Source organism: Streptomyces sp. NPDC046866 (genome assembly GCF_040704625.1).
Lineage (GTDB): Bacteria > Actinomycetota > Actinomycetes > Streptomycetales > Streptomycetaceae > Streptomyces.
Genome location: NZ_JBEYXN010000015.1, coordinates 54,363 through 78,455, shown reverse-complemented (window position 1 = coordinate 78,455; position 24,093 = coordinate 54,363). Strand labels below are relative to the sequence as shown.

The window sequence follows — 24,093 nt, the reverse complement described above, 5'->3', positions numbered from 1 at the left end:
GTCCGTGGTTCGTGCTGGCGGGGTGGACATCAGCCGTGTAGCCCGCACTCGGTCTTGGCCCGGCCGGCCCAGCGGCCGGCGCGCGCGTCCTCGCCCTCCGCCACGCGGCGGGTGCAGGGGGCGCAGCCGACCGAGGCGTAGCCGTCCGTCAGCAGGGGGTTGGTGAGCACGCCGTGCTCCAGCACGTACGCGTCCACGTCGTCCTGCGTCCAGCGGGCGATCGGCGAGACCTTGACCTTCTGCCGCTTCTCGTCCCAGCCGACGACCGGGGTGTTCGCCCGGGTCGGGGACTCGTCGCGGCGCAGGCCCGTCGCCCATGCCTCGTACGCGGTCAGGCCCTCTTCGAGGGGCTTGACCTTGCGCAGGGCGCAGCACAGGTCGGGGTCGCGGTCGTGCAGCTTCGGGCCGTACTCGGCGTCCTGCTCGGCGACCGTCTGGCGCGGGGTGAGGGTGATGACGTTGACGTCCATCACCGCGTCGACCGCGTCGCGGGTGCCGATGGTCTCCTCGAAGTGGTAGCCCGTGTCGAGGAAGACCACGTCCACGCCGGGGCGGACCCGGGAGGCCAGGTGGGCGACGACGGCGTCCTCCATGGAGGAGGTGACGCAGAACTTCGCGCCGAACGTGTCGGCCGCCCAGCGCAGGATCTCCAGCGCGTCGGCGTCCTCGAGGTCGCGGCCCGCCTGCTCGGCCAGCGCCTTGAGGTCGCGCGCCGCGGGATCGTCCGCGGGTGACTCCTGGGTCGCCGTCATGTCTCTTCCGTTCCCGTGCTGTCCGCCGCCGTGGTGTCCGTGTCCGTGGTGCCCGTGTCCGTGGTGCCCGTACCCGTGCCGTTCGCCGCCCGCAGGCCCCGGGCCAGCAGGCCCAGGTACTTCAGCTGGAAGGCCCGGTTGCACGACCTGCACTCCCAGGCTCCGTGGCCCTGCTCACCGGGGAACAGCTCCTCGTCGCCGCAGTACGGGCAGTGGAACGGGGCCGCGCGCTCGCTCACGAGAGGCTCTCGTCGCTCGCACGGGAGACCCAGGCCGCGAAGCGCTCGCCGTCCTCGCGCTCCTCCTGGAAGCGCGTGACGACCCGCTCGACGTAGTCCGGCAGCCCGGCCGCGGTGACCTTCAGGCCGCGGACCTTGCGGCCGAAGCCGGCCTCCAGGCCGAGCGCGCCGCCCAGGTGGACCTGGTAGCCCTCGACCTGGTTGCCGTCCTCGTCCAGGACCAGCTGGCCCTTGAGACCGATGTCCGCCACCTGGATGCGGGCGCAGGCGTTCGGGCAGCCGTTGATGTTGATGGTGAGCGGCTCGGCGAAGTCCGGCAGGCGGCGCTCCAGCTCGTCGATCAGCGAGGCGCCGCGCCCCTTGGTCTCGACGATGGCCAGCTTGCAGAACTCGATGCCGGTGCAGGCCATCGTGCCGCGGCGGAACGGGGACGGCTTGACCCGCAGGTCCAGCGCCTCCAGGGCCTCCACGACCGAGTCGACCTGCGCCTCCTCGATGTCGAGCACGATCATCTTCTGCTCGGCGGTGGTGCGCAGGCGCCCGGAGCCGTGGCTCTCGGCGATGTCCGCGATCTTGGTCAGGGTGGCGCCGTCGACGCGGCCGACGCGCGGGGCGAAGCCGACGTAGAAGCGGCCGTCCTTCTGCCGGTGGACGCCGACGTGGTCGCGCCAGTGGCCGCTCGGCTGCTCGGGCGCGGGACCGTCGGTGAGCTTGCGCCCCAGGTACTCGTCCTCCAGGACCCGGCGGAACTTCTCCGCGCCCCAGTCGGCGACGAGGAACTTCAGCCGGGCGCGGGTGCGCAGGCGGCGGTAGCCGTAGTCGCGGAAGATCGAGATGACGCCCTCGTAGACGTCCGGGACCTCCTCCAGGGAGACCCAGGTGCCCAGGCGCACGCCCAGCTTGGGGTTGGTGGACAGGCCGCCGCCGACCCACACGTCGAAACCGGGCCCGTGCTCGGGGTGGTTCACGCCGACGAAGGCGACGTCGTTGATCTCGTGCGCCACGTCGAGCAGCGGCGAGCCGGAGACCGCGGACTTGAACTTGCGGGGGAGGTTGGAGAAGTCCTTGTTGCCGACGATGCGGCGCTGGATCTCCTCGATGGCCGGGGTGCCGTCGACGATCTCGTCCTCGGCGATGCCGGCGACGGGCGAGCCGAGGATGACGCGGGGCGTGTCACCACAGGCCTCGGTGGTCGACAGGCCGACGGCCTCCAGGCGGCGCCAGATCTCCGGGACGTCCTCGATGCGGATCCAGTGGTACTGCACGTTCTGGCGGTCGGTCAGGTCGGCCGTGCCGCGGGCGAACTCCTCGGAGATCTCCCCGATCACGCGGAGCTGCTCGGTCGTGAGCCGGCCGCCGTCGATGCGCACGCGCAGCATGAAGTACTTGTCGTCCAGCTCCTCCGGCTCCAGGATCGCGGTCTTGCCGCCGTCGATCCCGGGCTTGCGCTGGGTGTAGAGGCCCCACCAGCGCATGCGGCCACGCAGGTCGTTGGGATCGATGGAGTCGAATCCGGTCTTCGAGTAGATCGTCTCAATGCGTGTCCGCACATTGAGACCGTCGTCGTCCTTCTTGAACTGCTCGTTGCCGTTGAGGGGGGTGTGGTGTCCAACGGCCCACTGGCCCTCACCGCGGTGACGGCCGGTCTTGCGGCGCGTTGCGGCGGGTGTTCCGGGGGTGGCGGCCATGGCGGTACGTCCTTCTTCGGCGGCTCAAGGCAAGGGCAGGGGGAGTTGGCGGCGCGGCCCCCGTGACGTTGCTGACGTTGAGCAGGTGTGGCTGAGCGCCGCCTGTTTCCGGTTGTGCCGGTGGTCAGGGCGGTGCTCGCCTCAGGGGACTGGCAGGGTGCGGCGCACCCGCGACGACGCTGTGCGGTGCGCTGTGCGGCGGTGGCTGGTTCCGTCAGCGCGCCGGACAGATGGCGCTGGACATGCGGCCGAGGTCGACGTGCCGCCGACTCACCAAGGCTGTTCCAGCTCCATTCATGGCGGAAGCGTGTCATGGCTCGATTGGAGGAGTCCACTACTGTCCATGATGTGGACCCGATCGTCCCGAATATTGGGACGAAGTGATCTGGGTTACGCCGCGCGGGCCGCCACCGCGGGCCGCGCCCCCCGGGCGGTCAGGCGCCGGGCCAAGGGCCCGGAGTGGGGGTGTCCTCCTTCTCCTCGGTCTCCGTCCGGAAGAGCCTGAAGCCGCGGCGCAGGTAGTTGTCCATCGCCGTCGGGCCGTCCTGGCTGCAGGTGTGCAGCCACACCCGGCGGGTCGGCTCGCGCTCCGCCCAGCGCTCCGCCAGGGACCAGGCCGCGCTCACGCCGACCGTCAGCAGGTGGCCGCCGATGCGCCGCCCGCGGAAGTCCGGCAGCAGCCCGAAGTACATGATCTCGACCACACCGTCGTCCTGCGGGTCCAGCTCCACGTATCCGGCCGGCGTCCCGCGCTCGTACGCCACCCACGTCTCCACCCCGGGCCGGGACAGGTACTCCACCCACTGCTCGCGGGTCAGCGACAGCCGGTCCGTCCAGTGGATGTCCCCGCCCACCGAGGCGTACAGGAAGCGGCTGAACTCCGGCGAGGGGACTTCCGCCCGCCGGACAGTGATCTCGGATCCCGGGACGGCCGCCGGGACCAGGTCCTGCGGGGAGGTCATCTCCAAGGACCACGTGGTGAGGGTGATGGTGCTCATGCAGGTCAGGGAATCACGCCCGGCCCCGGACGGCCCAGGCGGGCCCTGATCACCGCCGGCGCCGTCGAGTGCGGCAGCAGCCCGGCCGGGTCCGCGGGACGGATCAGCTCCACCTCCACGTCGTCCGCGAAGCGGTACGGGCGGTGCGCCAGCACCCCCGCCAGGTTCCGCCGCACCCGCGACAGCTCCGCCCGCACCGTCACCGTCCGCGTCGGGTCCCCGAACAGCTCCCCGGCCAGCTCCGCCGCCGACCGCCCCCGCGGGCTCTCCGCCAGCAGGAACAGCAGCTCCGCGTGGCGCGGGCTCAGCTCCTGCGACCAGCTCCCGGCCGCCCCGTACACCGTCGCCGTCCACGAGCGCGGCCGGCTCAGGTCCAGCACCACCCGGCTCGCCGCCGCCGAGCTCGCCGGCGCCTCCGCGACGCGCAGCAGCCAGCCGCCGGGCAGCGGCTCCACCACGCACGCCCCCAGCTGCGCCACCCGCACCCGGCCCGGCCCGAACCCCTTCGGCAGAGGGATCCGCTCCGTCGGGGCCAGCCCGGTCACCGCCGCCGTCCAGCCGTGCGGGTCCACCGCCAGGGCCCGGCCCGGCAGCCGGGCCAGCAGCGGCGCGGCCACCGCCCGCAGCCGCTCCAGCGACTCCAGGTGCCGCACCCGCAGCTCCCGCTCCGCGAGCCGGGCCACCGAGGTCACCCACGCCAGCGTCGCCGGGTGCATGGTGGCCAGCGGGCCGCTGACGTCCACCACGCCCAGCAGCCGCCCGTCCCGCGGGTCGTGCAGCGGCGCCCCCGCGCACGTCCACTCGTGGTGGCTGGAGACGAAGTGCTCCGCCGAGAACACCTGGACCGGCCGGCGGGCCACCAGCGCCGTGCCCACCCCGTTGGTGCCGACCACCGCCTCGTCCCAGTCCGCGCCCACCCCGAAGCCCAGCCGGTCCGCCGCCCGCAGGATCGGGGCCGCCCCCTCCCGCCACAGCAGCCGCCCGTCCGCGTCGGCGACGACCATGATGTGCAGCGCCGTGTCCAGCGTCGGCAGCAGCCCCTCGCGCAGCACCGGCAGGATCTCCCGCAGCGGCGACTCCTGGCGCCGCTCCTCGGTCTCGGCGGCCGACAGCACCCGCGAGCGGGCGTCCCGGTCCGGGTGCACCCCGCCGGCGAGCATCCGCCGCCAGGACTCCGCGATCTCCGGGCGCGGCAGCACCGGCGGCCGGTCCCCGGCCAGCGCCGCCGCCCGCACCCCCTTGAGCAGCCGCGCGGCCTCCCGCGCGTCCATGGCCGAGAGGCGCGCCACGTCGACCATGCTGCCTGCGGTGTCGGCCACCGGACCCTCCCCGTACGGAACAGGCGGAACAGGACGTACGACGGAACCGGCCCGGCGGGGGCCGCGGCGGCGACCCCGGCAGCCGCGCCGGCGGTCGTCCCGGCAGGCACGCCGGTGTGCCGCTGTCCCTGGCGCACCCGGCGGACGGTTCCGACCCAGAGGGTTGCAACGGTACGCAACTCTCGCCAAGTCTCCGGCGCCCGACCGAAACTGTCCGGACGCCGCCGAGCGGCGTGACAGCTCCTCCTCGGGGCTTTTCGGGCAGGGGTGGTGCCGAGTCGGCGCGGCGCCACCCCTGACCCGGTCGACGGGTCCGGATCCCGGCGCGGGGCGGTTTGGGGACCGCCGCTAGCCCGCGATCCGTGCCCGTTCCACCAGCGCCGCCAGGTCCAGGGTGTGCGGCAGGGTGCCGAAGGCCGCCCCGCGGTCGCCGCCCAGGCGCGCGGCGCAGAACGCGTCCGCCACCTCCGGCGGGGCCCAGCGCACCAGCAGGGACGCCTGGAGCAGCAGCGCCATGCGCTCCGCCACCCGCCGGGCGCGGGCCTCGATCCCCGACAGGTCCGCCAGCTCGGTCAGCAGGTCCTTGATCGCGGCGTCCAGCCGGTGGTCGGCGCCCCGCGCCCGCCCGATCTCCTGCAGGAAGGCGTTCAGCGCCCGGGGCTCGCGCCGGAGCGCGCGCAGCACGTCCAGGGCCTGGACGTTGCCCGATCCCTCCCAGATGGAGTTCAGGGGCGACTCGCGCAGCAGGCGCGGCATCCCGGACTCCTCCACGTAGCCGTTGCCGCCCAGGCACTCCAGGGCCTCTGCCACCATCGGCGTACAGCGCTTGGTCACCCAGTACTTCGCGACGGGCACCGCGAGGCGCAGGAAGGCCTGCTCCTCGTCCGTCCCCGCGTCGTACGCGGCGGCCAGGCGCAGGGCGAGGGTGGTGGCCGCCTCCGACTCCACGGCGAGGTCGGCCAGGACGTTGCGCATCAGCGGCTGGTCGACGAGCAGCGCTCCGAAAGCGGAGCGGTGCTCCGCGTGGTGCAGGGCCTGGGTCAGCGCCTGCCGCATCAGCGCGGCCGATCCGATCACGCAGTCCACCCGGGTCGCCGCCACCATCCCCATGACCGTCCGGAGCCCGCGGCCCTCCTCCCCGACCCGCAGTGCCCACGTCCCGTCGAACTCCACCTCGGCCGACGCGTTGGACCGGTTGCCCAGTTTGTCCTTCAGCCGCTGGAGGGCGAACGCGTTGCGGGTGCCGTCCTCCAGCACCCGCGGCACCAGGAAGCACGTCGGCTCCTCGGCCCCGCCGCCCTCGACCCGGGCCAGCACCAGGAAGGCGTCCGACATCGGGGCCGAGCAGAACCACTTGTGCCCGGTCAGCTCGTACGCCCCGCCCGAGCCGCCCGCCCCGCCGGAGCTCCCCGCCCCGCCCAGCGGCCGGGCCACCGTCGTGTTCGCCCGTACGTCGCTGCCGCCCTGCTTCTCCGTCATCGCCATGCCGAACAGCACCCCCGCCTTGCGCGCCGCCGGCTCCAGCCCCCGGTCGTACACGTGGGAGGTCAGCAGCGGCTCCCACACCGCGGCCAGCTCCGGATCCGCGCGCAGGGTCGGCACGGCCGCATGCGTCATCGACACCGGGCAGCCGTGCCCCGCCTCGACCTGCGACCACACGAAGAACCCGGCCGCCCGCCGCAGGTGCCCCGCCGGCCGCCCCCAGGCATCGGTCAGCCCCGCCCCGACCGCGTGGCCCAGCAGCCGGTGCCACGCCGGATGGAACTCCACCTCGTCGATCCGGTTCCCGTACCGGTCGTGGGTGCGCAGCCGCGGCGGGTTCCCGTCGGCCTGCGCGGCCCACTCCTGCGCCTCCTCCGAGCCGGCGGCCCGCCCGAGGTCCGCGAGCTCCTCCTGCACCTCGCCGAGCAGTCCGGGCGCGAGATCGCCGAGGTGGCGCTCCACGGCCTCGGTGAGCGCCCGGTCACCGCTGTAGACGTCGTGTCCCACCAGGGGTGGAGGCTGATTGGTGACGGTGTGGGTGGTGGCTGCCATGCGGATACCGTAAGGACGTGCAGCCAGCAGAAGAAACACCCGAGCGGGTCCACGGCCACGGGCCGGGCCACGGACGGGGCCGGGAGCCCGGCCACGGCCACGGGCACGGGCACGTGACGCACGGGCACGGACTCGGGCCCCGCGGGCGCCTCCACCGCGCCCGGGCCCTCTACCGCAACGTCTCCAAGCGCAAGATGGCCTGGCTGCTGCTGAAGGACACCGTGAACTCGTGCATCGAGTACCGGATCCTGGGCCTGGCCGCCGAGGCCGCCTTCTTCACCCTGCTCTCGCTGCCGCCGCTCTTCCTCGGCCTGCTCGGCCTCCTCGGCTACGTCGACGGCTGGACCCACCGCACCTTCGTCGCCTCCATCGAGGAGAACATCCTGCGGGCCGTCGGCACCGTCCTGTCCGACCGCGGCGTCAACGAGATCGCCAGACCCATGCTCGACGACGTGACCCGCGCCGGCCGCCCCGACCTGGTCTCCCTCGGTTTCGCCTTCGCCCTCTGGTCCGGCTCCCGCGCCGTCAACGTCTTCATCGACACCATCACCGTCATGTACGGCCTCGACGGGCAGCGCGGCATCGTCAAGACCCGGCTGCTTGCCTTCCTGCTCTACGTCATCGCCCTGGTCATCGGCGCCGTCGTGCTGCCGCTGATGGTCGCGGGGCCCGACGCCGTGGTGCAGTGGCTGCCCTGGAGCGCGGAGGTGATCGCCGTCCTGTACTGGCCGACCGTCACCCTGCTGTCCATCGTCTTCCTCACCACCCTCTACCACGTCTCCGTGCCCGTCCGCTCGCCGTGGATCGAGGACGTCCCCGGCGCGCTGGTGGCGCTGGCCATGTGGGTGCTCGGCTCGTTCCTGCTGCGGATCTACCTCACCAGCACCGTCGAGGGACCCACCATCTACGGCTCGCTCGCCGCCCCCGTCGCCGTGCTGCTGTGGATCGGCGTCTCCGCCTTCGCGGTCCTCGTCGGCGCGGCCGTCAACGCCGCCATCGACCGGGTCTGGCCCTCCGTGGCCACGGCCGCCGCCCGCGAGGCGAACGAGCGGGCCCGCGAGGCCGAGGCCGCGCAGCTCGTCGCCCGCGCCGCCGCCTGGCGCGCGCTCGCCGAGGGAGAGTCCGAGGACGACGAGGACGGCGACGCCGGCATGCCGTCGGAATTCCCGGAGCGCTGGTCGAACTTCCTTCCGCCCGACGACTACACCGCCCGGCTGCGCAAGCACTGATGTACGAGGAGCGGCCGTCCCTGCTGGTTCCCGGGGCGGTCCTGTGGCGGGCCGACGCCCCCGGCGCGGTGGTGCTGCCCGACGGCTGCATGGACCTGCTGTGGATCGACGGCCGGCTGCTCGTCGCCGGCCCGGACACCGGCCCGCACCCCGCGGGGGAGGTGCCGGGCACCGGCTTCGCCGGGATCCGGTTCGCCCCCGGAGCCGCGCCGGCGCTGCTGGGCGTACCGGCCCGCGAACTGCTCGACCGCCGCGTCGAGCTGGCCGCGCTGTGGCCCGGCGCGCAGGTACGCCGCCTCGCCGAGCAGGTCGGCGCGTACGGGGATCCGCGCACCGGCCTGGAGCGGCTGGCCCGTGCCCGCGCCGCCGAAGCCGGACCGGCCGACCCCCTCGCCGCGCGGGTGGCGGCCGGGCTGCGCGCCGGGCACCCGGTGGCGGCCGTCGCCGCGGACGTCGGGCTCGGGGCGCGGCAGCTGCACCGGCGCTCGCTCGACGCGTTCGGCTACGGGCCGCGGATGCTGGGGCGGGTGCTGCGGCTCCAGCGGGCCCTGGCCCTGGCCCGGCAGGGGCTGTCCGCGGCCGAGGTCGCCCACCGGGCCGGGTACGCGGACCAACCGCACTACGCCCGCGAGGTGCGGGCCCTGGCCGGGACGACGCCGGGGGCCTACGCGGCCGCCTGGGTCGGGGCGAACAGGGAGACGCCGCAGCCGTCCGGGTCGAGCACCACCGCGTAGCGCTGTCCCCAGAAGGCGTCCCAGGGCTCCAGGTGGCCCCGGTACCCGGCCTGCGTCAACTCCGCGTACAGCGCGTCCACCTCCGCGGGGGAGTCGCACAGGAAGGCGAGCTCCTGTCGGCCGCCCCCCTCCGGGCGGGACCACGACGGGTCGAAGGAGCGGACCACCGCCTCGGTGTCCCAGGCGATCCGCAGCCCGCCCGGCAGGGCGGCCTCCACGTGCGGCTGACCGTCCGCGTCGGCCGGGACGTCCAGGCCGAGGCGGCGGTAGAAGGCGAGCGAGGCGGCCATGTCGGAGACGACCAGGCCGATCATGTCGAGTCGGGGAGTCATGCGGCCAGACTAGGAGGGAGCCCCCGCACCGGTCTTGAACGCATCGGACACGGCGCTGCCGAAAAAGGATTGGCGCGGCAGCGGGGGCGGTTGTTAACGTGATCTCCGTGCCCGCCGGACCGAACCGGGCGGAGCCGTCGGACCGTTGTACGACCAGGAGGTGAGTTCATTGATGACTGTCGCTGAGCAGGGTGCTGCCCGCATCCAGAAGACCATCAATGTCACTTCCGTGGTCTCCGGCTGACCTCACACCACTTCCCGCGCGCCACTGCGCGCCGCTGCCGGGGCCACCCTTCGAAGGGTCCCCCTTGTCTCTCCCGCTTTCTCCCTCTTCCCCCTCTTCTTCTTCCTTCCCGCTCGCCGGCCTCGGCTGGGACGCGGCCTGGGAGGCCGAGTTCGCACCGTACGCGGCACAGGGCCTGCTGCCCGGCCGGGTGGTCCGCGTGGACCGCGGCCGGTGCGACGTCATGACCGCGGACGGCATCGTCCACGCCGACACCGCCTTCGTCACGCCCCACGACCCGCTGCGCGTCATCTGCACCGGCGACTGGGCGGCCGTGGAAGCAGCCGGCAACCCGCGCTACGTGAAGGCGTACCTGCCGCGCCGCACCGCCTTCGTGCGCTCCACCTCCTCGCAGCGCTCGGAGGGGCAGATCCTCGCCGCCAACGTCGACCACGCGATCATCGCCGTCTCGCTCGCCGTCGAGCTGGACCTCGGCCGCATCGAGCGCTTCCTGGCGCTCGCATGGGAGTCGGGGGCGCAGCCGCTGGTCGTCCTGACCAAGGCCGACCTCGTACCGGACCCGGTGTCGCTGTCGTACCTGGTCCAGGACGTGGAGGCCGCGGCGCCGGGCGTGCAGGTGCTCACCGTCTCCTCGCTCACCGGGGAGGGCACCGACGTCCTCGCGGCGGTCGTCGCCGACGGGACGAGCGTGCTCCTCGGCATCTCCGGAGCCGGCAAGTCCACGCTCGCCAACGCGCTGCTCGGCGCGGACGTCATGGAGGTGCAGGCCACGCGCGAGGTCGACGGCAAGGGCCGCCACACCACGACCACGCGCAACCTGCTCGCCCTGCCGGGCGGCGGCGTCCTCATCGACACCCCCGGGTTGCGCGGCGTCGGGCTCTGGGACGCCGAGACCGGGGTCGGGCAGGCCTTCTCCGAGATCGAGGAGTACGCCGCCGAGTGCCGGTTCCACGACTGCGCCCATGAGGCGGAGCCGGGGTGTGCGGTGCTGGACGCGGTCGAGTCCGGGGCGCTGCCGCAGCGCCGCCTGGACAGCTACCGCAAGCTGCTGCGGGAGAACCAGCGGATCGTCGCCAAGACGGATGCGCGGCTGCGGGCCGAGATCCGCCGGGACTGGCGCCTGAAGTCCGCCGTGGGCCGCGCCAACTATGCGGCCAAGCGCGGCAACCACTCCTGACGGGCTCCGCCCGCCGCCCCTGCCCCGCCGCCTCTCGGGCCGGGGGCGGCCGGGCACGCCGCTGCCCGGGCCCGGTCCCCTACCGCCCTTCCCCGGGCTCCGCCCGACCCCGCGCCTCAAACGCCGGCGGGGCTGGAAGGTCGGGGCTCCGTGCCTCGAGCGCCGGCGGTGGTGGGGGGCCCGTGCACGGACGTATCAGGCGCCGGCAGGGGTGATTTCAGCCCGCGCGGCGTTTGAGCGCGCCGGGCGCGGAGCGCGCGGAACCGGGGTCGGCGCGGCAGGCCGGGGGCCGGGGCGGAGTCCCGGGGAACGGGGGAAGGGCGGGTAGGGGAGCGGCCCCGCGCAGCGGCCCGCCCGCAGGGGAAGGCCGCACCCGCGGCCCGGGCCCCGCGCGCGCCCGCTCGGCAGGGCGGCGGACGGGGTCCGGGGCCCGGCGCGAGGCCGGTGGAGGCGGCCCCGCGCGAGGGGTGCGCCGCAGCGGGCTCAGGCCGCGGTGAACAGGAGGGCGGCGTTGTGGCCGCCGAAGCCGAACGCGTTCGCCAGTGCCGCCGGCACCGCCATGCGCCGCGGCGCGCCCGCGACCACGTCCAGGCCGATCTCCGGGTCCGGGACCTCCAGGTTCCGGACCGCCGGGACCACCCCCTCGTACACCGCCCGCACCGCGGCAATGGCCCCGACGGCCCCCGCCGCCCCGAACAGGTGCCCCGTCATGGACTTCGTCGCCGTCACCGCCGCATGCGTGCCCACCGCCTCGGCGATCGACCGCGCCTCCACCAGGTCGCCCGCCGGCGTCGACGTCGCGTGCGCGTGCACGAGCGCGACGTCGGCGGGGCCGAGCCCGGCCGCCGCCAGTGCCGCCCGCACCGCCCGTACCTGGCCCGGCGCGTGCGGGGCCGTGATGTGGTGGGCGTCCGAAGTCACCCCGGCCCCGGCCAGCTGCGCGTACACCCGCGCCCCCCGCGCCGCCGCGAACTCCGCCCGCTCCAGCACGACCAGCCCGGCGCCCTCGCCGATGACGAAGCCGTCGCGGCCGGCGTCGAAGGGGCGGGAGGCGGCCGCCGGGTCGTCGTTGCGCGTCGAGTGGGACCGGGCCTGGGCGAACCCGGCCAGCGGCAGCGGGTGCACGCAGGCCTCCGTTCCGCCGGCCACGACCACGTCGGCCCGGCCGAGCCGGATCAGGTCCAGCGCGAGGGCCAAGGCCTCACCGCCGGAGGCACAGGCGCTGACCGGGGTGTGCGCCCCGCCCTGCGCGCCGAGCTCGATGGAGACCCAGGCCGCCGGCCCGTTCGCCATCAGCATCGGCACGGTGTGCGGGGAGACCTTCCGTACGCCCGAGGCCTCCAGGACGTCGTCCTGCCCGAGCAGGGTCAGCGCCCCGCCGGTCCCGGTCCCGATCACCACGGCGAGCCGTTCCGGCTCCACCTCCGGCCGCCCCGCATCGGCCCACGCCTCGCGGGCCGCGACCAGCGCCAGCTGCTCGCACCGGTCCATGCGGCGCGCCTGCACCCGGTCCAGCGCCTCCGCCGGATCCTGGCGCACCCGTCCGGCGATGCGCACCGGGAGCGCGGCGGCCCACTCCTCCTCCAGCGCGCGGATCCCGTTCTCGCCGCGCAGCATCGCCTGCCAGGTCGTCGTGGCATCGCCGCCGAGCGGGGTGGTGGCCCCCAGGCCGGTGACGGAAACGCCGGTGGTGCCGGTACCGATACCCGTGCCGATAGCCGTACCCATGACAGATCCCCCTTGTGGTCATTCCACAGTCGTTCGGACTGCTCGTGTGTCCACTGTGCCAAGGGAATACGGGTGATAGGGGCAGGGTGATCCATCGATTCATGATCGTCAATTTGTAGGGTTCGGCCATGGAAGGCGCCGCGTCGACCGCCCCTCGGCCGACCACGGCCGTCCCCGCCCACGCGGCAACCGGACCAGCCCCACCGGGATCAGACGGGGCAGATCCAGGCGCTCAGCGTGCCCGAGCAGGTGCTACCGGGCCACCCAGCCCCGTTCGTACGCGTGCCAGCCCAACTGGAGCCGGGTCGTCACCCCGGCCAGCTCCATCAGGCCCTTCACCCGCCGCTGCACCGTGCGCAGGCCGAGCTCCAGGTGCTTGGCCACGCTGGCGTCCGTCATCCCGGCCAGCAGCAGCGTCAGGATCTCCAGGTCCGTGGCGTCCGGCACGCCGCCCGACTCCTCCGGCGCCCCGGTCGCCCCCAGCCGCAGCGGCATCGCCTCCCGCCACACCGCCTCGAACAGCCCGACCAGCGACTCCAGCAGCCCCGACGCATGGACGACGAGGGCCGCCGGCTCCGTGCCGCGCGCCGTGAGGGGGACCATCGCCAGGGCCCGGTCCGCGATCACCAGGCTGGTGGGGACCCGGTGCGTCACCCGTACCCGCTCGCCGCGCGCCAGCGCCGTCGACGCCTCCCGGATGCCGGTGGGCAGGGCCAGCACGTCCCGCTCGATCACCACCCGGTACGCGACGCCCCGTACGGCGGCCTGCTCCTCGGCCGGCTCGTTCTCCATGCCCGACACCACCAGCGGCCGGGCGCTGGCCAGGGCGAAGACCTCGCGGGCGGCGCCCAGCTGGATCTGGTGGAAGCGGTGCGCGACCGCGCTCGCGCCCGTCACCACCTCCACCAGGTCGTGCACCGCCGACTCCGCGGCCTCCCCGCGGTACTCCCGGGCCAAGAGCTCCGCCGCCTGCTCGGCCTGCTCCAGCTCGATCCGCTGCTGGGTCAGCAGCGCCCCCAGGGCCACCCCGGGCGGGGCCGCGACCCAGCGCCCCGGCCGCGCCGAGGACTGCGCCGCCAGGCCGTGCCGCTCCAGGTGGCGCAGGGCCCGCTCGGTCTGCGGCACCGGGAGGGCCAGGCGGTGCGCGAGATCCGGCACCTCCGCCGCCCCCAGCGCGACCAGCGCGCGGTACGCCGACTCCTGGCCCTCGTCCAGGCCTATCGCGTTCAGCAACCCGTCCACCCCCACCTCTCGCCACGGCATGCCCTTCCGCGGGCGGGAAACGGCCACGGCGCGAACCCGCCGCGCCCATATCACCGCACCTCCCGCCCCTCTGCCAAGGCGAGCCCCACGTCGCACGGAGGTTCGTCGTCCGGCGGGGTGTTCGGCGGAGGCGGGCGGGGGTCACCTGGGGGTGGGGCGGGGGGAGCCCATTTCGTGTATTCCGCGTTCTCCGGCGCGGGGCCGGGCGGAGAATGGGCGCATGAGTCAGCAGGGCGCGGACGACTGGTGGCAGAAGCTGTACGAGGAACCGGAAGCGGTCCCGCCGCCCGACCCGGGGGACACGCTGGAAAGCCGCTACCACTCGGCGGCCTCCCTGACGACCCCGCCGCAGGGGGCGGCACCCGCCGTGGCACCGCCGCTGCCCCCGCCCCCGGCCCCGCCCGCCGAGCCGCCCGTCGCCCCGCCGTGGCGGCCCGGAGCAGGGCCGGAGGGCGAAACGCCCCGCCGGCCGCTCATCCCCCAGCAGCCGGACCGGGGGCCCGACCCGGGGCCGGCGCCGCCCGCACCTGCGCCCCCGCCGGTCTCCGGGCCCCGGGATCCGCGGGAGGCCGGGGCCACCGGGTACGGGCTGGGGCGTGTGACCGTGCCGCCCGTGCCGCCCGCTCCCGCCGAACCGCCCGCGCCACCGGCCCCGCCCGTCCCGGACCGGCCCGCGGTGCAGTACCTCGGGGACCGCGCGCCCACCTACGCCGCCGAGCCCGGGGGGCTGCCGGCGGCCGAGCCGGACGCACTCGACGAGCTGGTCGCGGACACCGTCCTGGAGGGCGCCCGGCACGGGGCGTTCACCCTGCGCGCCGCCTCGGTGCGCGGCGACTCCGCCCGCTACCGCGCCGAGGCCCGCCGGGACTTCCTGCTCACCGCCCGCTTCGGCGGCGGCGACGACGCCCTGGTCCTGGTGGCGCTGGCCGGCGGTGACCGCGCGGCCGCCGGGGCCGCCGAAGCCGCGGCCGAGGTGTCCCGGTGGGTCGCCGCCTCCATCGGCCGCAGCCGGCAGCGGCTCGCCGACGACATCCGGGCCGGCCGCCGCGACGCCCTGCGCTCCGGGCTCCAGCGGCTCACCGACCGCGCCTACGGCCGGCTGCGGGCCCGCGCCGCCGAACTCGGCCACCCGGAGGACGCGTACACCGCCGGGCTGCGCGTCCTGCTGCTGCCGATCGACCCCGAGTGCCGGACCCGGGTCTGCTTCGGCGCGGGTCCCGGCGGGCTGTTCCGGCTGCGGGACGGCCACTGGCAGGACCTGGAACCGGCCGGGCAGGCCGGGTCCGCCGAACCGGCATCCGGGTCCGCCGAACCGGCATCCGGGCCCGCCGACCCCGCTGACCCCGCCGCCCCCGGCCCGGCCCCCGGCGCCGGCTTCCGCTTCCGGGCGGCCGTCGCCCGGCCCGGCGACACCCTGCTGCTCTGCTCCGGCGGGCTGGCCGACCCGATGCGCGAGGAGGCGCTGCTCCCGGCCGAGCTCGCCGCCCGCTGGTCCGCAGGGGAGCCGCCGGGCCTCGCCGCCTTCCTCGCCGACACCCAGCTCCGCGTCAAGGGCTACGCCGACGACCGCACGGCCGCCGCCGTCTGGGAGGCGTAACCGACAGGCGCGATCCGCCCGGCCGTGCGTGGATGGACCCATGGCCAAGCAGAACGTGGCGGAGCAGTTCGTCGACATCCTCGTCCGGGCGGGCGTCCGCCGCGTCTACGGGGTCGTCGGCGACAGCCTGAACCCCGTCGTCGACGCGATCCGCCGCACCGGCGGCATCGACTGGATCCAGGTCCGCCACGAGGAGACCGCCGCGTTCGCGGCCGGCGCCGAGGCCCAGATCACCGGCACCCTGGCCGCCTGCGCCGGCTCCTGCGGGCCCGGCAACCTGCACCTGATCAACGGGCTGTACGACGCCCACCGCTCCATGGCCCCCGTCCTCGCCCTCGCCTCGCACATCCCCTCCGGCGAGATCGGCCTCGGCTACTTCCAGGAGACCCACCCCGACCGGCTGTTCAGCGAGTGCAGCCACTACAGCGAGCTGATCTCCAACGCGCGCCAGATGCCCCGGCTGCTGCAGACGGCCGTCCAGCACGCCGTCGGCCGCAGCGGGGTCAGCGTGGTCTCCCTGCCTGGCGACATCGCCGCCCTGCCCGCCCCCGACAAGCCGGTCGAGCACGCCCTCGTCACCTCCCGGCCCACGGTCCGGCCGGGCGACGAGGAGATCGACCGGCTGGTCCGGCTGGTCGACGACGCCGAGCGGGTCACGCTCTTCTGCGGCAGCGGCACCGCCGGCGCGCACGCCGAGGTCATGGAGTTCGCGGGCCTGGTCAAGGCCCCCGTCGGGCACGCCCTGCGCGGCAAGGAATGGATCCAGTACGACAATCCGTACGACGTGGGCATGAGCGGGCTGCTCGGCTACGGCGCCGCCTACGAGGCCACGCACGAGTGCGACCTGCTGATCCTGCTGGGCACCGACTTCCCGTACAACGCGTTCCTGCCGGACGACGTGAAGATCGTCCAGGTGGACATCCGCCCCGAGCACCTCGGGCGCCGCTCGCAGCTGGACCTGGCCGTCTGGGGCGACGTACGGGCCACCCTGCGCGCGCTGAACTCCCGCGTACGGCCCAAGGCGGACCGCCGCTTCCTGGACCGCATGCTCAAGAAGCACGCCGACGCCCTGGAGGGCGTGGTCAGGGCGTACACGCGGAAGGTGGAGAAGCACACCCCGATCCACCCGGAGTACGTCGCCGCCGTCCTCGACGAACTGGCGGACGAGGACGCCGTGTTCACCGTCGACACCGGCATGTGCAATGTGTGGGCGGCGCGTTATCTTTCCCCGAACGGCCGACGCCGCATCATCGGGTCGTTCAGCCACGGCTCCATGGCCAATGCCCTCCCGCAGGCGATCGGGGCGCAGTTCACCGACCGCGGACGTCAAGTGGTGTCGATGTCGGGTGACGGGGGTTTCTCGATGCTGATGGGAGATTTCCTCACCCTGGTGCAGTACGACCTGCCCGTCAAAGTAGTCCTGTTCAACAACTCATCGCTCGGAATGGTCGAGTTGGAGATGCTGGTTTCCGGCCTTCCTTCGTACGGAACCACGAACCACAACCCGGATTTCGCGGCCATCGCCCGCGCGGCGGGCGCGTACGGGGTGCGCGTGGAGAAGCCCAAGCAGCTCAGCGGCGCTTTGAAGGATGCGCTGAAGCACAGGGGGCCCGCCCTGGTGGACGTGGTCACCGACCCCAATGCACTGTCCATTCCACCGAAGATCAGCGCCGAGATGGTGACCGGTTTCGCACTGTCGGCCAGCAAGATCGTGCTGGACGGCGGAGTGGGCCGGATGATCCAGATGGCTCGATCCAATCTGCGCAACGTGCCCCGTCCGTAACCCCGCAGGAGTGCGGAATGCCCCGGCGGGCATGCATCCCGGAGACCTGTTCGAGAGCAGTGGGACACGGGGGAGGTACATCGCCGTGCGGGTGGGGGCGAAGACCGGGAAGCCGTCGAGGAGAGGCCGACCCGTGGCGCGGGAGCCGTCGGGGACGCCACAGGCCTCGGCGGGGGCGCCGGGAGCGGCGGGGCAGCCGGTGCGGGCGATCACCCGCAGCGTGCGCCGGGCGGACCTGAAGGCCGTGGGCGAGGTCCGCAAGGCGCTGCGGGAGCTGATGCGCCACCGGTGCCGCAGCGACACCGCCGAGGTGGCCGAGCTCCTGATCACAGAACTGGTCACCAATGCCCTCGTCCACACCGACCAGGGCGCGGAGGTGGCCGCGACCCTCACTCCGACGAGGCTGCGGGTGGAGGTCCGGGACTACGCAGCGGGCCGGATCCGGCCGTACGTACCGACCGCCGACGACGGTACGCACGGCCGCGGGCTGGTGCTGGTGCAGGGGCTCGCCGACGCATGGGGCGTGGACGCGGTCGCGCCGGGCGGGGGCAAGGTGGTGTGGTTCGAGCTGGACGGGGCCTTCGGGGCCTTCGACGGGGCCGGAGACACGGGCCCGGGCCACGACGGAGGGCCCGCCTGACGGGCGGGCCCTCCGGGGCGGGGCAGGGGTTCTGCTCAGCCGAACTGCTGCTCCAGGTCCTTGAGTTTGCGCTCCAGTGAGTCGAGTCGGGGGATGGTCTGCGTGTCGTCCTCGGCGGTCAGGTCGACGGTGCGCGGGCCGGTCACCTCAGCGGTGTCCGGTCCGCTCACGGCCTGCAGGGAGCGGCGGGGGCGCGAAGCGGGCAGCTGTACCTGCTCGACTATGGCCGGCTCCGCGCCGGCCGGCGCGGAGCCCGCTGCTGAGGTCAGTCCCGGCAGGTCGACCTGGCGGCCGCGGGAGCGGCCGAAGGCCCGGTTCTGCCGGCCCAGCGCCTTGAGGCGCGCCCGGTTGAGCCGGTTCTGGTCGCGCCGGCGGTGGCGGTCCTGCTCCTTCTCCCGCTTGTCCTCGCGCACCTCCTCGACGGCCTCGTCGAGGGTGCGGACGCCCTCCAGCAGCATGAGCGACCATGCGCCGAAGGTCTCCCGGGGCGCCCTCAGCCAGCGGACCATGCGGATCTGCGGGAGCGGGCGCGGGATCAGGCCCTGCTCGCGCAGTGCGGCCCGCCGGGTCTGCTTCAGCGCCCGGTCGAACAGGACGGCCGCCGAGAGCGACATGCCGGCGAAGAACTGCGGGGCGCCGTCGTGGCCCATGCCCCGCGGGGCGTGGACCCAGTTGAACCAGGCCGCCGCGCCCGCGAAGAGCCAGACCAGCATGCGGGAGCCGAGGGCCGCGTCGCCGTGGCTGGCCTCGCGGACGGCGAGCACCGAGCAGAACATGGCGGCGCCGTCGAGGCCGAAGGGGACCAGGTACTCCCAGCCGCCGGAGAGGTTGAGGTTCTGCCGGCCGAAGCCGACCAGTCCGTGGAAGGAGAGCGCGGCGGCCACCGCCGCGCAGCAGAAGAGCAGCACGTAGGAGGCGGTTCCGTAGACGGCCTCCTTGCGCCGCCTGCGCTCCTCGCTGCGTTCCCAGGAGTCGTCGGCCGCGGCCTTGTCGCCCTCGCGCTTGCCCCGGGCCAGTACCGCAACTGCCGCAAGTACGCCCAGGATCAACAGGCTGCCGGGCAGCAGCCAGTCCAGCGATATGTCGGTCAGTCTCATGCGGATGTCCCTTGCCTTTGCCTCGCGTATGCGGCCTACCGGGGCCATGGTGGCGCAGGAGATCGCCTCGGCATGCGGGTTTCGGAGCAAGTGGACGCCATCGGGGGGTGGGGCCCGCCGGATAGGGTGTTGTGAGTCGAACTCCCGCTCGATCCATGGGAGTTGCGTTCGATTGTGGTCATCAGGACGGGTGGGTTCGCTCGGCGAAGGAGTGGATGTGCCGGTCGGCCCGTACCGTGTCGTTCCGCCGGATGCGGGTGGAGCGGCCGGCACGGCCGCCGCCCGCCGAGGCGGCCACCCTCCCCGGCGTACGGGCCCGGGGGCCGGCCGGGGCGCCACCGACCCGGCGACGGCCCGCGGCGGGCTCGTCCGTCACCGTGCCGCACACGGAGCACTCCGGCCGCGCCGCAGGGCGCGCACGTTGGCCCCGCCCGCTCCCGCGGCCGGGGGTCCGGAGGCCGGTGGAAGGGCCCCGGCCGCGGGCAGCCGGGGCAGGACGCGGCGCAGCGCGAAGCCGGTGGCCGGGGTGGTCCGGTCGCGGGTCGGGGTGGCGTCCGGTTCGGGTCCGTCGGCGGCGGGGCGCCCGGGTGGTCCGGTCGCGGGGCGGGAGGGCCGGTCGGGGCGCCGGGGCCGGCTTGCCGCGGTGGAGGCCACCGGGCCAGGGCGGGTGCCCGGCCGCCGGGGCGGGCGTGACCTGCGCCGCCTTCCCCCCACTTCGCTGGCCTGTTCAACTATTCTCCCGACAGGCCCGAACCCATCAGGAGGACCGAGTGCGCGAAGCGGCCCCCACCGGGGTGTCGGCGCTGATCCCGACGCAGAAGGTGCTGCGCCATTCCGTGCGCCGCCAGGTGCTCGACGCGCTGCGCGCGGCGCTCGTCGACGGCGAGCTGGTACCGGGGGAGATCTACTCCGGCCCGGCGCTCGGGGAGCGCTTCGGCGTCTCCGCCACGCCCGTGCGCGAGGCGATGCAGCAGCTGGCGCTCGAGGGCGCCGTGGAGTGCCTGCCCAACCGCGGCTTCCGCGTCCTGGCCCGTACGCCGCGCGCCCACGGCGAGCTGTTGGAGGTCCGCGCCCTGCTGGAGGTCCCGGTCCTGCTGCGGCTGGCCCGTACGCTCCCCGCCGAGGCCTGGACCGCCCTGCGGCCCGCGGCGGCCGCCACCGCCGAGGCCGCGGCCGCCGGCGACCTCGCGCGGTACGCGGACGCCGACCGGGCCTTCCACCGCGCGGTGCTCTCCCTCGGCGGGAACGAACAGCTGGTCGAGGTGGCCGGGGAACTCCACCGGCGCTCCCAGTGGCCGCTCCCCGGCGCGCCGCGCACCAGCCCCGCGGGCCTGGTCGAGGACGCCGCGGAGCACACGTCCCTCCTGGAGGCGCTCATCGCCGGCGACCTGTGCCGGGCCGAGGGTCTGGCGCACGCCCACTTCACCGTCTTCTGAAGCCGGCTCGCCCCGCCCGGCCGCCCGTGCCCCCGCGGAAGCGGTCAGGTGGCCGGGGCCGGGTGGAGGCGGTCCTCCAGCCAGGTCGGGATCCCGCCCAGCAGGTGGAACAGCCGCCGGGCCTCGGCGCGCAGCCGGCCGGCCTCCGGCTCCGGCTCCACCTCGGCCAGCGCCGCCAGCGCGGGCGCCGTGCCGATCAGGAACCCCAGCTCCTCCCGGATCCGCAGGGACTCCGCGAAGCCCTTGCGGGCCTCGGCGACCTCCCCGTCCCGCAGCGCGAGTGCGGCCAGGTGCCGCCAGGTGAAGGACAGCAGCAGCGTGTCCCCGTGGGTGGCGGCTCCGGCGTGGGCGCGCCGGTACGCGGGCCGTGCGGACTGCGGGGCGTCGCCGAGGTGCTCGGCGACCAGGCCCCGCCGGAAGTCCAGCAGCGGCCGGGTCCGCGAGTCGGGGGACAGCAGCGCCGCGGCGCGGCCGAGGGCGGAGCGGGCCTCGTCGGCCCGGTCCCGTACGCCGAGCACCGTGGCGGCGTAGGCCAGCTGGCCGCGCTCGCACGCGGCCGCGCCCCGCTCGTCGTCGTCACCGGCCACCGCCTCCGCGACCCGCAGCGCGTCCTCCGCCTCCGCCCAGCCCTGCCCCGTGAACAGGCACCGCTCGACCAGCAGCGCGGTCCGCTGCACGGCCGCTGCGGGGTCGTCCTGGCGGGGCGTCAGAAGGGCTGCCGCGTCGGTCCAACAACCGCGCGACCGCAGCCGCCATATCGCCCGCTGGAGGGGGTCGTCTCCCCCGGTGGTTCCGGTGCCGGACATGGCGGTCTCCGCCACATTGCCCTCCCCAAAGCAACCAAGCAGCACGTCGTTGAGCCCTGGGGCGAAATGAGAGCACGGATCGGCTGCTCCGGCCAAGGGGTCGGGTGAACTCTTTCACAAAGTCCGGACACCTCGTCAGGGCCCGCTTCGGCCCCCTTGGCCGGAACTCCTCAGCTCATGCGCAGTGCCAGGAAGAAGTCGAGCTTGTCCTCCAGGCGGGACAGGTCCCGCGCCGTCAACTGCTCGATTCGCCCGACCCGGTAACGCAGCGTGTTGACGTGCAGGTGGAGCCGGGTCGCGCACCGCGTCCAGGAGCCGTCGCAGTCGAGGAACGCCTCCAGCGTCGGGATCAGCTCGGCGCGGTGGCGCCGGTCGTAGTCCCGCAGCGGGTCCAGCAGCCGGGCCGTGAAGGCCCGGCGGACGTCGTCCGGCACGAACGGCAGGAGCAGCACGTGCGAGGCCAGCTCGTGGTGGCCGGCCGCGCACACCCGGCCCGGGCGGGCCGCGGCGACCCGGCGGGCGTGCCGGGCCTCCTCCAGCGCACCGCGCAGCCCCTCGGCGGAGGACACGGCGGCGCTCACGCCCAGGGTGAGCCGGCCGTCGTCGGCCAGGCCCGCCTGCAGCGGCTCGCGCACGGAGGAGAGCAGCACGTCGGCGTGCAGGGCGGCCTCCGGGCCCCGGTCCTCGCCGGCCTCGCCGGGCGCCGCCGGCAGCGGGACGAGCGCGATGGCCTCGTCCCCGGCGTGGGCGACCGCGATCCGGTCCGAGGGCTCCGGCCCCGAGACGGACGGGTCGACCAGGATCTCCTCCAGCAGCGACTGGGCCACCGGGCCGCCGGGAATGTCCCCGCCCTCCCAGTCCACCCGGGCCACGACGACCTGCCAGTGCGGGGCGGTGCCCAGCCCGGGCAGCAGCACCGGCGCCGCGACCCGCAGGCGGGCGGCGATCTCGGCGGGCGGGGCACCCGTCTGGACCAGCTCCAGCACCTCCTGCGCCAGACGGCGGCGCACCGTGCGGGCGGCGTCGCGCCGGTCCCGCTCGACGGCGATCAGCTGGGTCACGCCCTGCAGCAGGTCCAGGCGCTCCGCGGGCCAGTCGCCCGCGTCGGCCTCGACGGCCAGCAGCCAGTCCGACAGGACGCTTTCGCGCACGTCACGGCCGCCCGGACCGCCCGGGCCGCGCCCCGCTCCCCTGATCGGGAAGAGGGAGTAGGTAATACCCTGGATGGAGATCCGGTGCGGGCCCCTGCGCCCGGTGCGGACCGCTGCGAGGTGCTCGCCGGCCAGTGCCGCACAGATGCCCGGCGCCAGGGGTTCGCCCGCTCCGGCGATCTGCCGGCCTGTGGGGGACAGCACCCAGGCACGCAGATCGAGGTCGGTGGTGAGCAGATCGAGCACCACGTCCGGCCCGCCGCCGGCGGGGCCCGAGGTCATCAGGCGGCGGTGGCGGTCGACCACGGCCGCGAGATCGCCCGCGCGCTCTCCGGAGACCTGCCTCACCACGTACTCGGTGATCGTGGCGAATGCAACGTCTTCGTTCACGGCGAACAGCGGGAGCCGGTTGCGCCGGCAGGCCGAAACGAGATCGTCCGGGATGTCTCCCAGCTCCGCCTCGCCCGCCGCGAGGCCGGCCACACCCGCGCTCGCAAGGATTCGTACGAACGGCTCGGAGTCGGCTGAATTTCTTCGCCACGCCAGGCCAGTGAGGACGAGTTCGCCCCCGGTGAGGTATCGGCTGGGATCCCTCAGGTCGGTCGTCATGACGCCGCGGACCGTCCGGTCGAGTTCTTCCTCGCCGCCCAGCAGCCGCAGCCCCAGCGCCTCGGTTTCCAGCAGTGCGCGAAGCCGCATGGTGTCGCCGCCGATCTGTCTCGAATGTTGCCGTTGGAAATCGGGCAGGTCGTTGCATCCTGCCTTTCATACGAATCTACAAGACGAGGGAGGCAGCCAGCCAACTCCTTCATGGTTTCGGTGACTGCACCCGAGGGAGGCGGGGCTTGTGTACTGGCTCCACACCGCGTTAACAGCACGTGAACGTCCAGTCGAGGGCCCTTCGGCCTCCTGGCTTGAAGTGAACGACCCGATTACAAGAAGAGAGCCGCACATGGACTTCCTTCGCCCCGCCAGCTGGGAGGAGGCACTCGCCGCCAAGGCCGAGTACCCCACAGCTGTGCCGATTGCGGGTGGCACCGACATCATGGTCGAGATCAATTTCGACCACCGCCGTCCGGAGTACCTCCTCGACCTCAACCGCATCGAACTGCTGCGGGAGTGGGAGGTAGGCGAGGAGGTCACCAAGCTCGGCGCCTCCGTCCCGTACACCCAGATCATGGAGAACCTGCGCGGCACGCTGCCGGGTCTCGCGCTCGCCTCGCACACGGTCGCGTCCCCGCAGATCCGCAACCGCGGCGGCGTCGGCGGCAACCTCGGTTGCGCCTCGCCCGCCGGTGACTCCCACCCCGCCCTCCTCGCCGCCGGCGCCGAGGTCGAGGTCGAGTCCGTCCGCGGCTCGCGCCTGATCCCGATCGACGAGTTCTACACCGGCGTCAAGCGCAACGCGCTCGCCGCCGACGAGCTCATCAAGACGGTGCACATCAAGAACGCGACGGGCCCCCAGCAGTACTCGAAGGTCGGCACCCGCAACGCGATGGTCATCGCGGTGTGCGGTTTCGGCCTCGCCCTGCACCCCGACACCCGCACCGTGCGCACGGGCATCGGTTCCGCCGCCCCGACCCCGGTCCGGGCGAAGGCCGCCGAGGAGTTCCTGAACGCCGCCCTCGAAGAGGGCGGCTTCTGGGACAGCGGCAAGGTCATCACCCCGTCGATCGCCAAGCAGTTCGGTGAGCTCGCCTCCGGCGCGTGCAACCCGATCGACGACGTCCGTGGCACGGCGAAGTACCGCCGTCACGCGGTCGGCATCCTGGCTCGCCGCCAGCTCGTCTGGACGTGGGAGCAGTACCGCGGCACGAACGGCCGCTCGCTTGAAGGGGCTGCGTAA

21 protein-coding genes are annotated in these 24,093 nt (G+C 74.4%); 8 read left to right on the top strand and 13 right to left on the bottom strand.

What is annotated here, in order from left to right; genetic code table 11:
• Nucleotides 1–29: 29 nt before the first annotated feature.
• The 7 genes from AB0953_RS21870 to AB0953_RS21840 form a co-directional block, all read right to left on the bottom strand.
• A complete protein-coding gene (locus AB0953_RS21870) occupies nt 30–752 on the bottom strand; it encodes a phosphoadenylyl-sulfate reductase (protein ID WP_366861181.1) in 723 nt (240 codons plus the stop codon).
• Nucleotides 749–991, bottom strand: a complete 243-nt coding sequence (locus AB0953_RS21865; protein WP_366861287.1) for a hypothetical protein — start codon at nt 989–991, stop codon at nt 749–751. Before AB0953_RS21865 ends, AB0953_RS21870 begins: the two co-directional genes overlap by 4 nt.
• Nucleotides 988–2,679 (bottom strand): nitrite/sulfite reductase, encoded by a 1,692-nt coding sequence (locus AB0953_RS21860; RefSeq protein ID WP_366861180.1) that lies wholly within the window; start codon nt 2,677–2,679, stop codon nt 988–990. The genes AB0953_RS21865 and AB0953_RS21860 overlap by 4 nt, the downstream gene beginning before the upstream one ends.
• A gap of 214 nt (nt 2,680–2,893) precedes the next feature.
• On the bottom strand, nt 2,894–2,977 hold the full coding sequence (locus AB0953_RS21855; protein ID WP_366861284.1) for a putative leader peptide: 84 nt from the start codon (nt 2,975–2,977) through the stop codon (nt 2,894–2,896).
• Between the two features lie 136 nt (nt 2,978–3,113).
• Nucleotides 3,114–3,677 carry a GNAT family N-acetyltransferase gene (locus tag AB0953_RS21850; protein ID WP_366861179.1) on the bottom strand — a complete coding sequence of 188 codons (564 nt, stop codon included), beginning with the start codon at nt 3,675–3,677 and terminating at the stop codon, nt 3,114–3,116.
• A gap of 5 nt (nt 3,678–3,682) precedes the next feature.
• Nucleotides 3,683–4,975, bottom strand: a complete 1,293-nt coding sequence (locus AB0953_RS21845) for a GAF domain-containing protein (protein ID WP_366861283.1) — start codon at nt 4,973–4,975, stop codon at nt 3,683–3,685.
• A 369-nt stretch (nt 4,976–5,344) separates the two neighbouring features.
• Entirely contained in the window at nt 5,345–7,030 is a 1,686-nt protein-coding gene (locus tag AB0953_RS21840; RefSeq protein ID WP_366861178.1) for an acyl-CoA dehydrogenase family protein, read from the bottom strand.
• A gap of 113 nt (nt 7,031–7,143) precedes the next feature.
• Between AB0953_RS21840 and AB0953_RS21835 the strand changes: the two genes are divergently transcribed.
• Nucleotides 7,144–8,259 carry a YihY/virulence factor BrkB family protein gene (locus AB0953_RS21835; protein ID WP_366861282.1) on the top strand — a complete coding sequence of 372 codons (1,116 nt, stop codon included), beginning with the start codon at nt 7,144–7,146 and terminating at the stop codon, nt 8,257–8,259.
• Nucleotides 8,259–8,993: a helix-turn-helix transcriptional regulator gene (locus AB0953_RS21830; RefSeq protein WP_366861177.1), complete on the top strand. Its 735-nt coding sequence runs from the start codon at nt 8,259–8,261 to the stop codon at nt 8,991–8,993. Before AB0953_RS21835 ends, AB0953_RS21830 begins: the two co-directional genes overlap by 1 nt.
• Here AB0953_RS21830 and AB0953_RS21825 read toward each other — a convergent pair.
• A complete protein-coding gene (locus AB0953_RS21825) occupies nt 8,924–9,325 on the bottom strand; it encodes a VOC family protein (protein ID WP_366861176.1) in 402 nt (133 codons plus the stop codon). The genes AB0953_RS21830 and AB0953_RS21825 overlap by 70 nt on opposite strands.
• Nucleotides 9,326–9,633: 308 nt before the next feature.
• On the opposite strand from AB0953_RS21825, the gene rsgA reads away from it, so the two are divergent.
• Nucleotides 9,634–10,746, top strand: coding sequence for a ribosome small subunit-dependent GTPase A (gene rsgA / locus AB0953_RS21820; protein ID WP_366861175.1), 1,113 nt, complete (start codon nt 9,634–9,636; stop codon nt 10,744–10,746).
• A 483-nt stretch (nt 10,747–11,229) separates the two neighbouring features.
• Here rsgA and AB0953_RS21815 read toward each other — a convergent pair whose 3' ends face one another.
• Both AB0953_RS21815 and AB0953_RS21810 read right to left on the bottom strand, forming a co-directional pair.
• Nucleotides 11,230–12,474 carry a beta-ketoacyl-ACP synthase II gene (locus AB0953_RS21815; protein ID WP_366861174.1) on the bottom strand — a complete coding sequence of 415 codons (1,245 nt, stop codon included), beginning with the start codon at nt 12,472–12,474 and terminating at the stop codon, nt 11,230–11,232.
• A gap of 252 nt (nt 12,475–12,726) precedes the next feature.
• Complete coding sequence (locus tag AB0953_RS21810; RefSeq protein ID WP_366861281.1) at nt 12,727–13,707, bottom strand: helix-turn-helix domain-containing protein; 981 nt, start codon at nt 13,705–13,707, stop codon at nt 12,727–12,729.
• Between the two features lie 250 nt (nt 13,708–13,957).
• Here AB0953_RS21810 and AB0953_RS21805 point away from each other — a divergent pair, with 250 nt between their 5' ends.
• The 3 genes from AB0953_RS21805 to AB0953_RS21795 all read left to right on the top strand — a co-directional run bounded on the left by AB0953_RS21805 (nt 13,958) and on the right by AB0953_RS21795 (nt 17,757).
• Entirely contained in the window at nt 13,958–15,334 is a 1,377-nt protein-coding gene (locus tag AB0953_RS21805; RefSeq protein ID WP_366861173.1) for a protein phosphatase 2C domain-containing protein, read from the top strand.
• A gap of 40 nt (nt 15,335–15,374) precedes the next feature.
• The gene (locus AB0953_RS21800; RefSeq protein ID WP_366861172.1) at nt 15,375–17,117 is read left to right on the top strand and encodes a pyruvate dehydrogenase; all 1,743 of its coding nucleotides are present in this window, start codon (nt 15,375–15,377) and stop codon (nt 17,115–17,117) included.
• Between the two features lie 199 nt (nt 17,118–17,316).
• The gene (locus tag AB0953_RS21795; RefSeq protein WP_366861280.1) at nt 17,317–17,757 is read left to right on the top strand and encodes an ATP-binding protein; all 441 of its coding nucleotides are present in this window, start codon (nt 17,317–17,319) and stop codon (nt 17,755–17,757) included.
• A gap of 35 nt (nt 17,758–17,792) precedes the next feature.
• On the opposite strand, the gene AB0953_RS21790 is transcribed toward AB0953_RS21795, so the two are convergent.
• The gene (locus tag AB0953_RS21790; RefSeq protein WP_366861171.1) at nt 17,793–18,854 is read right to left on the bottom strand and encodes a DUF2637 domain-containing protein; all 1,062 of its coding nucleotides are present in this window, start codon (nt 18,852–18,854) and stop codon (nt 17,793–17,795) included.
• Between the two features lie 794 nt (nt 18,855–19,648).
• Here AB0953_RS21790 and AB0953_RS21785 point away from each other — a divergent pair.
• Entirely contained in the window at nt 19,649–20,290 is a 642-nt protein-coding gene (locus tag AB0953_RS21785) for a GntR family transcriptional regulator (protein ID WP_366861279.1), read from the top strand.
• Nucleotides 20,291–20,334: 44 nt separating this feature from the next.
• On the opposite strand, the gene AB0953_RS21780 is transcribed toward AB0953_RS21785, so the two are convergent.
• Together AB0953_RS21780 and AB0953_RS21775 are read right to left on the bottom strand one after the other, a co-directional pair.
• A complete protein-coding gene (locus tag AB0953_RS21780; RefSeq protein ID WP_366861170.1) occupies nt 20,335–21,096 on the bottom strand; it encodes a hypothetical protein in 762 nt (253 codons plus the stop codon).
• Between the two features lie 170 nt (nt 21,097–21,266).
• Nucleotides 21,267–22,946 (bottom strand): PucR family transcriptional regulator ligand-binding domain-containing protein, encoded by a 1,680-nt coding sequence (locus AB0953_RS21775; protein ID WP_366861169.1) that lies wholly within the window; start codon nt 22,944–22,946, stop codon nt 21,267–21,269.
• A 253-nt stretch (nt 22,947–23,199) separates the two neighbouring features.
• Between AB0953_RS21775 and AB0953_RS21770 the strand changes: the two genes are divergently transcribed.
• Nucleotides 23,200–24,093, top strand: a complete 894-nt coding sequence (locus tag AB0953_RS21770) for a xanthine dehydrogenase family protein subunit M (RefSeq protein ID WP_366861168.1) — start codon at nt 23,200–23,202, stop codon at nt 24,091–24,093.

Excerpts from the sequence above, each read along its gene's own strand:
- AB0953_RS21870 (WP_366861181.1), bottom strand. The coding sequence starts at position 752 with ATGACGGCGACCCAGGAGTCACCCGCGGACGATCCCGCGGCGCGCGAC.
- AB0953_RS21860 (WP_366861180.1), bottom strand. The coding sequence starts at position 2,679 with ATGGCCGCCACCCCCGGAACACCCGCCGCAACGCGCCGCAAGACCGGC.
- AB0953_RS21855 (WP_366861284.1), bottom strand. The coding sequence starts at position 2,977 with ATGAATGGAGCTGGAACAGCCTTGGTGAGTCGGCGGCACGTCGACCTC.
- AB0953_RS21850 (WP_366861179.1), bottom strand. The coding sequence starts at position 3,677 with ATGAGCACCATCACCCTCACCACGTGGTCCTTGGAGATGACCTCCCCG.
- AB0953_RS21845 (WP_366861283.1), bottom strand. The coding sequence starts at position 4,975 with ATGGTCGACGTGGCGCGCCTCTCGGCCATGGACGCGCGGGAGGCCGCG.
- AB0953_RS21840 (WP_366861178.1), bottom strand. The coding sequence starts at position 7,030 with ATGGCAGCCACCACCCACACCGTCACCAATCAGCCTCCACCCCTGGTG.
- AB0953_RS21830 (WP_366861177.1), top strand. The coding sequence starts at position 8,259 with ATGTACGAGGAGCGGCCGTCCCTGCTGGTTCCCGGGGCGGTCCTGTGG.
- AB0953_RS21825 (WP_366861176.1), bottom strand. The coding sequence starts at position 9,325 with ATGACTCCCCGACTCGACATGATCGGCCTGGTCGTCTCCGACATGGCC.
- AB0953_RS21815 (WP_366861174.1), bottom strand. The coding sequence starts at position 12,474 with ATGGGTACGGCTATCGGCACGGGTATCGGTACCGGCACCACCGGCGTT.
- AB0953_RS21805 (WP_366861173.1), top strand. The coding sequence starts at position 13,958 with ATGAGTCAGCAGGGCGCGGACGACTGGTGGCAGAAGCTGTACGAGGAA.
- AB0953_RS21800 (WP_366861172.1), top strand. The coding sequence starts at position 15,375 with ATGGCCAAGCAGAACGTGGCGGAGCAGTTCGTCGACATCCTCGTCCGG.
- AB0953_RS21790 (WP_366861171.1), bottom strand. The coding sequence starts at position 18,854 with ATGAGACTGACCGACATATCGCTGGACTGGCTGCTGCCCGGCAGCCTG.
- AB0953_RS21780 (WP_366861170.1), bottom strand. The coding sequence starts at position 21,096 with ATGTCCGGCACCGGAACCACCGGGGGAGACGACCCCCTCCAGCGGGCG.
- AB0953_RS21775 (WP_366861169.1), bottom strand. The coding sequence starts at position 22,946 with ATGCGGCTTCGCGCACTGCTGGAAACCGAGGCGCTGGGGCTGCGGCTG.
- AB0953_RS21770 (WP_366861168.1), top strand. The coding sequence starts at position 23,200 with ATGGACTTCCTTCGCCCCGCCAGCTGGGAGGAGGCACTCGCCGCCAAG.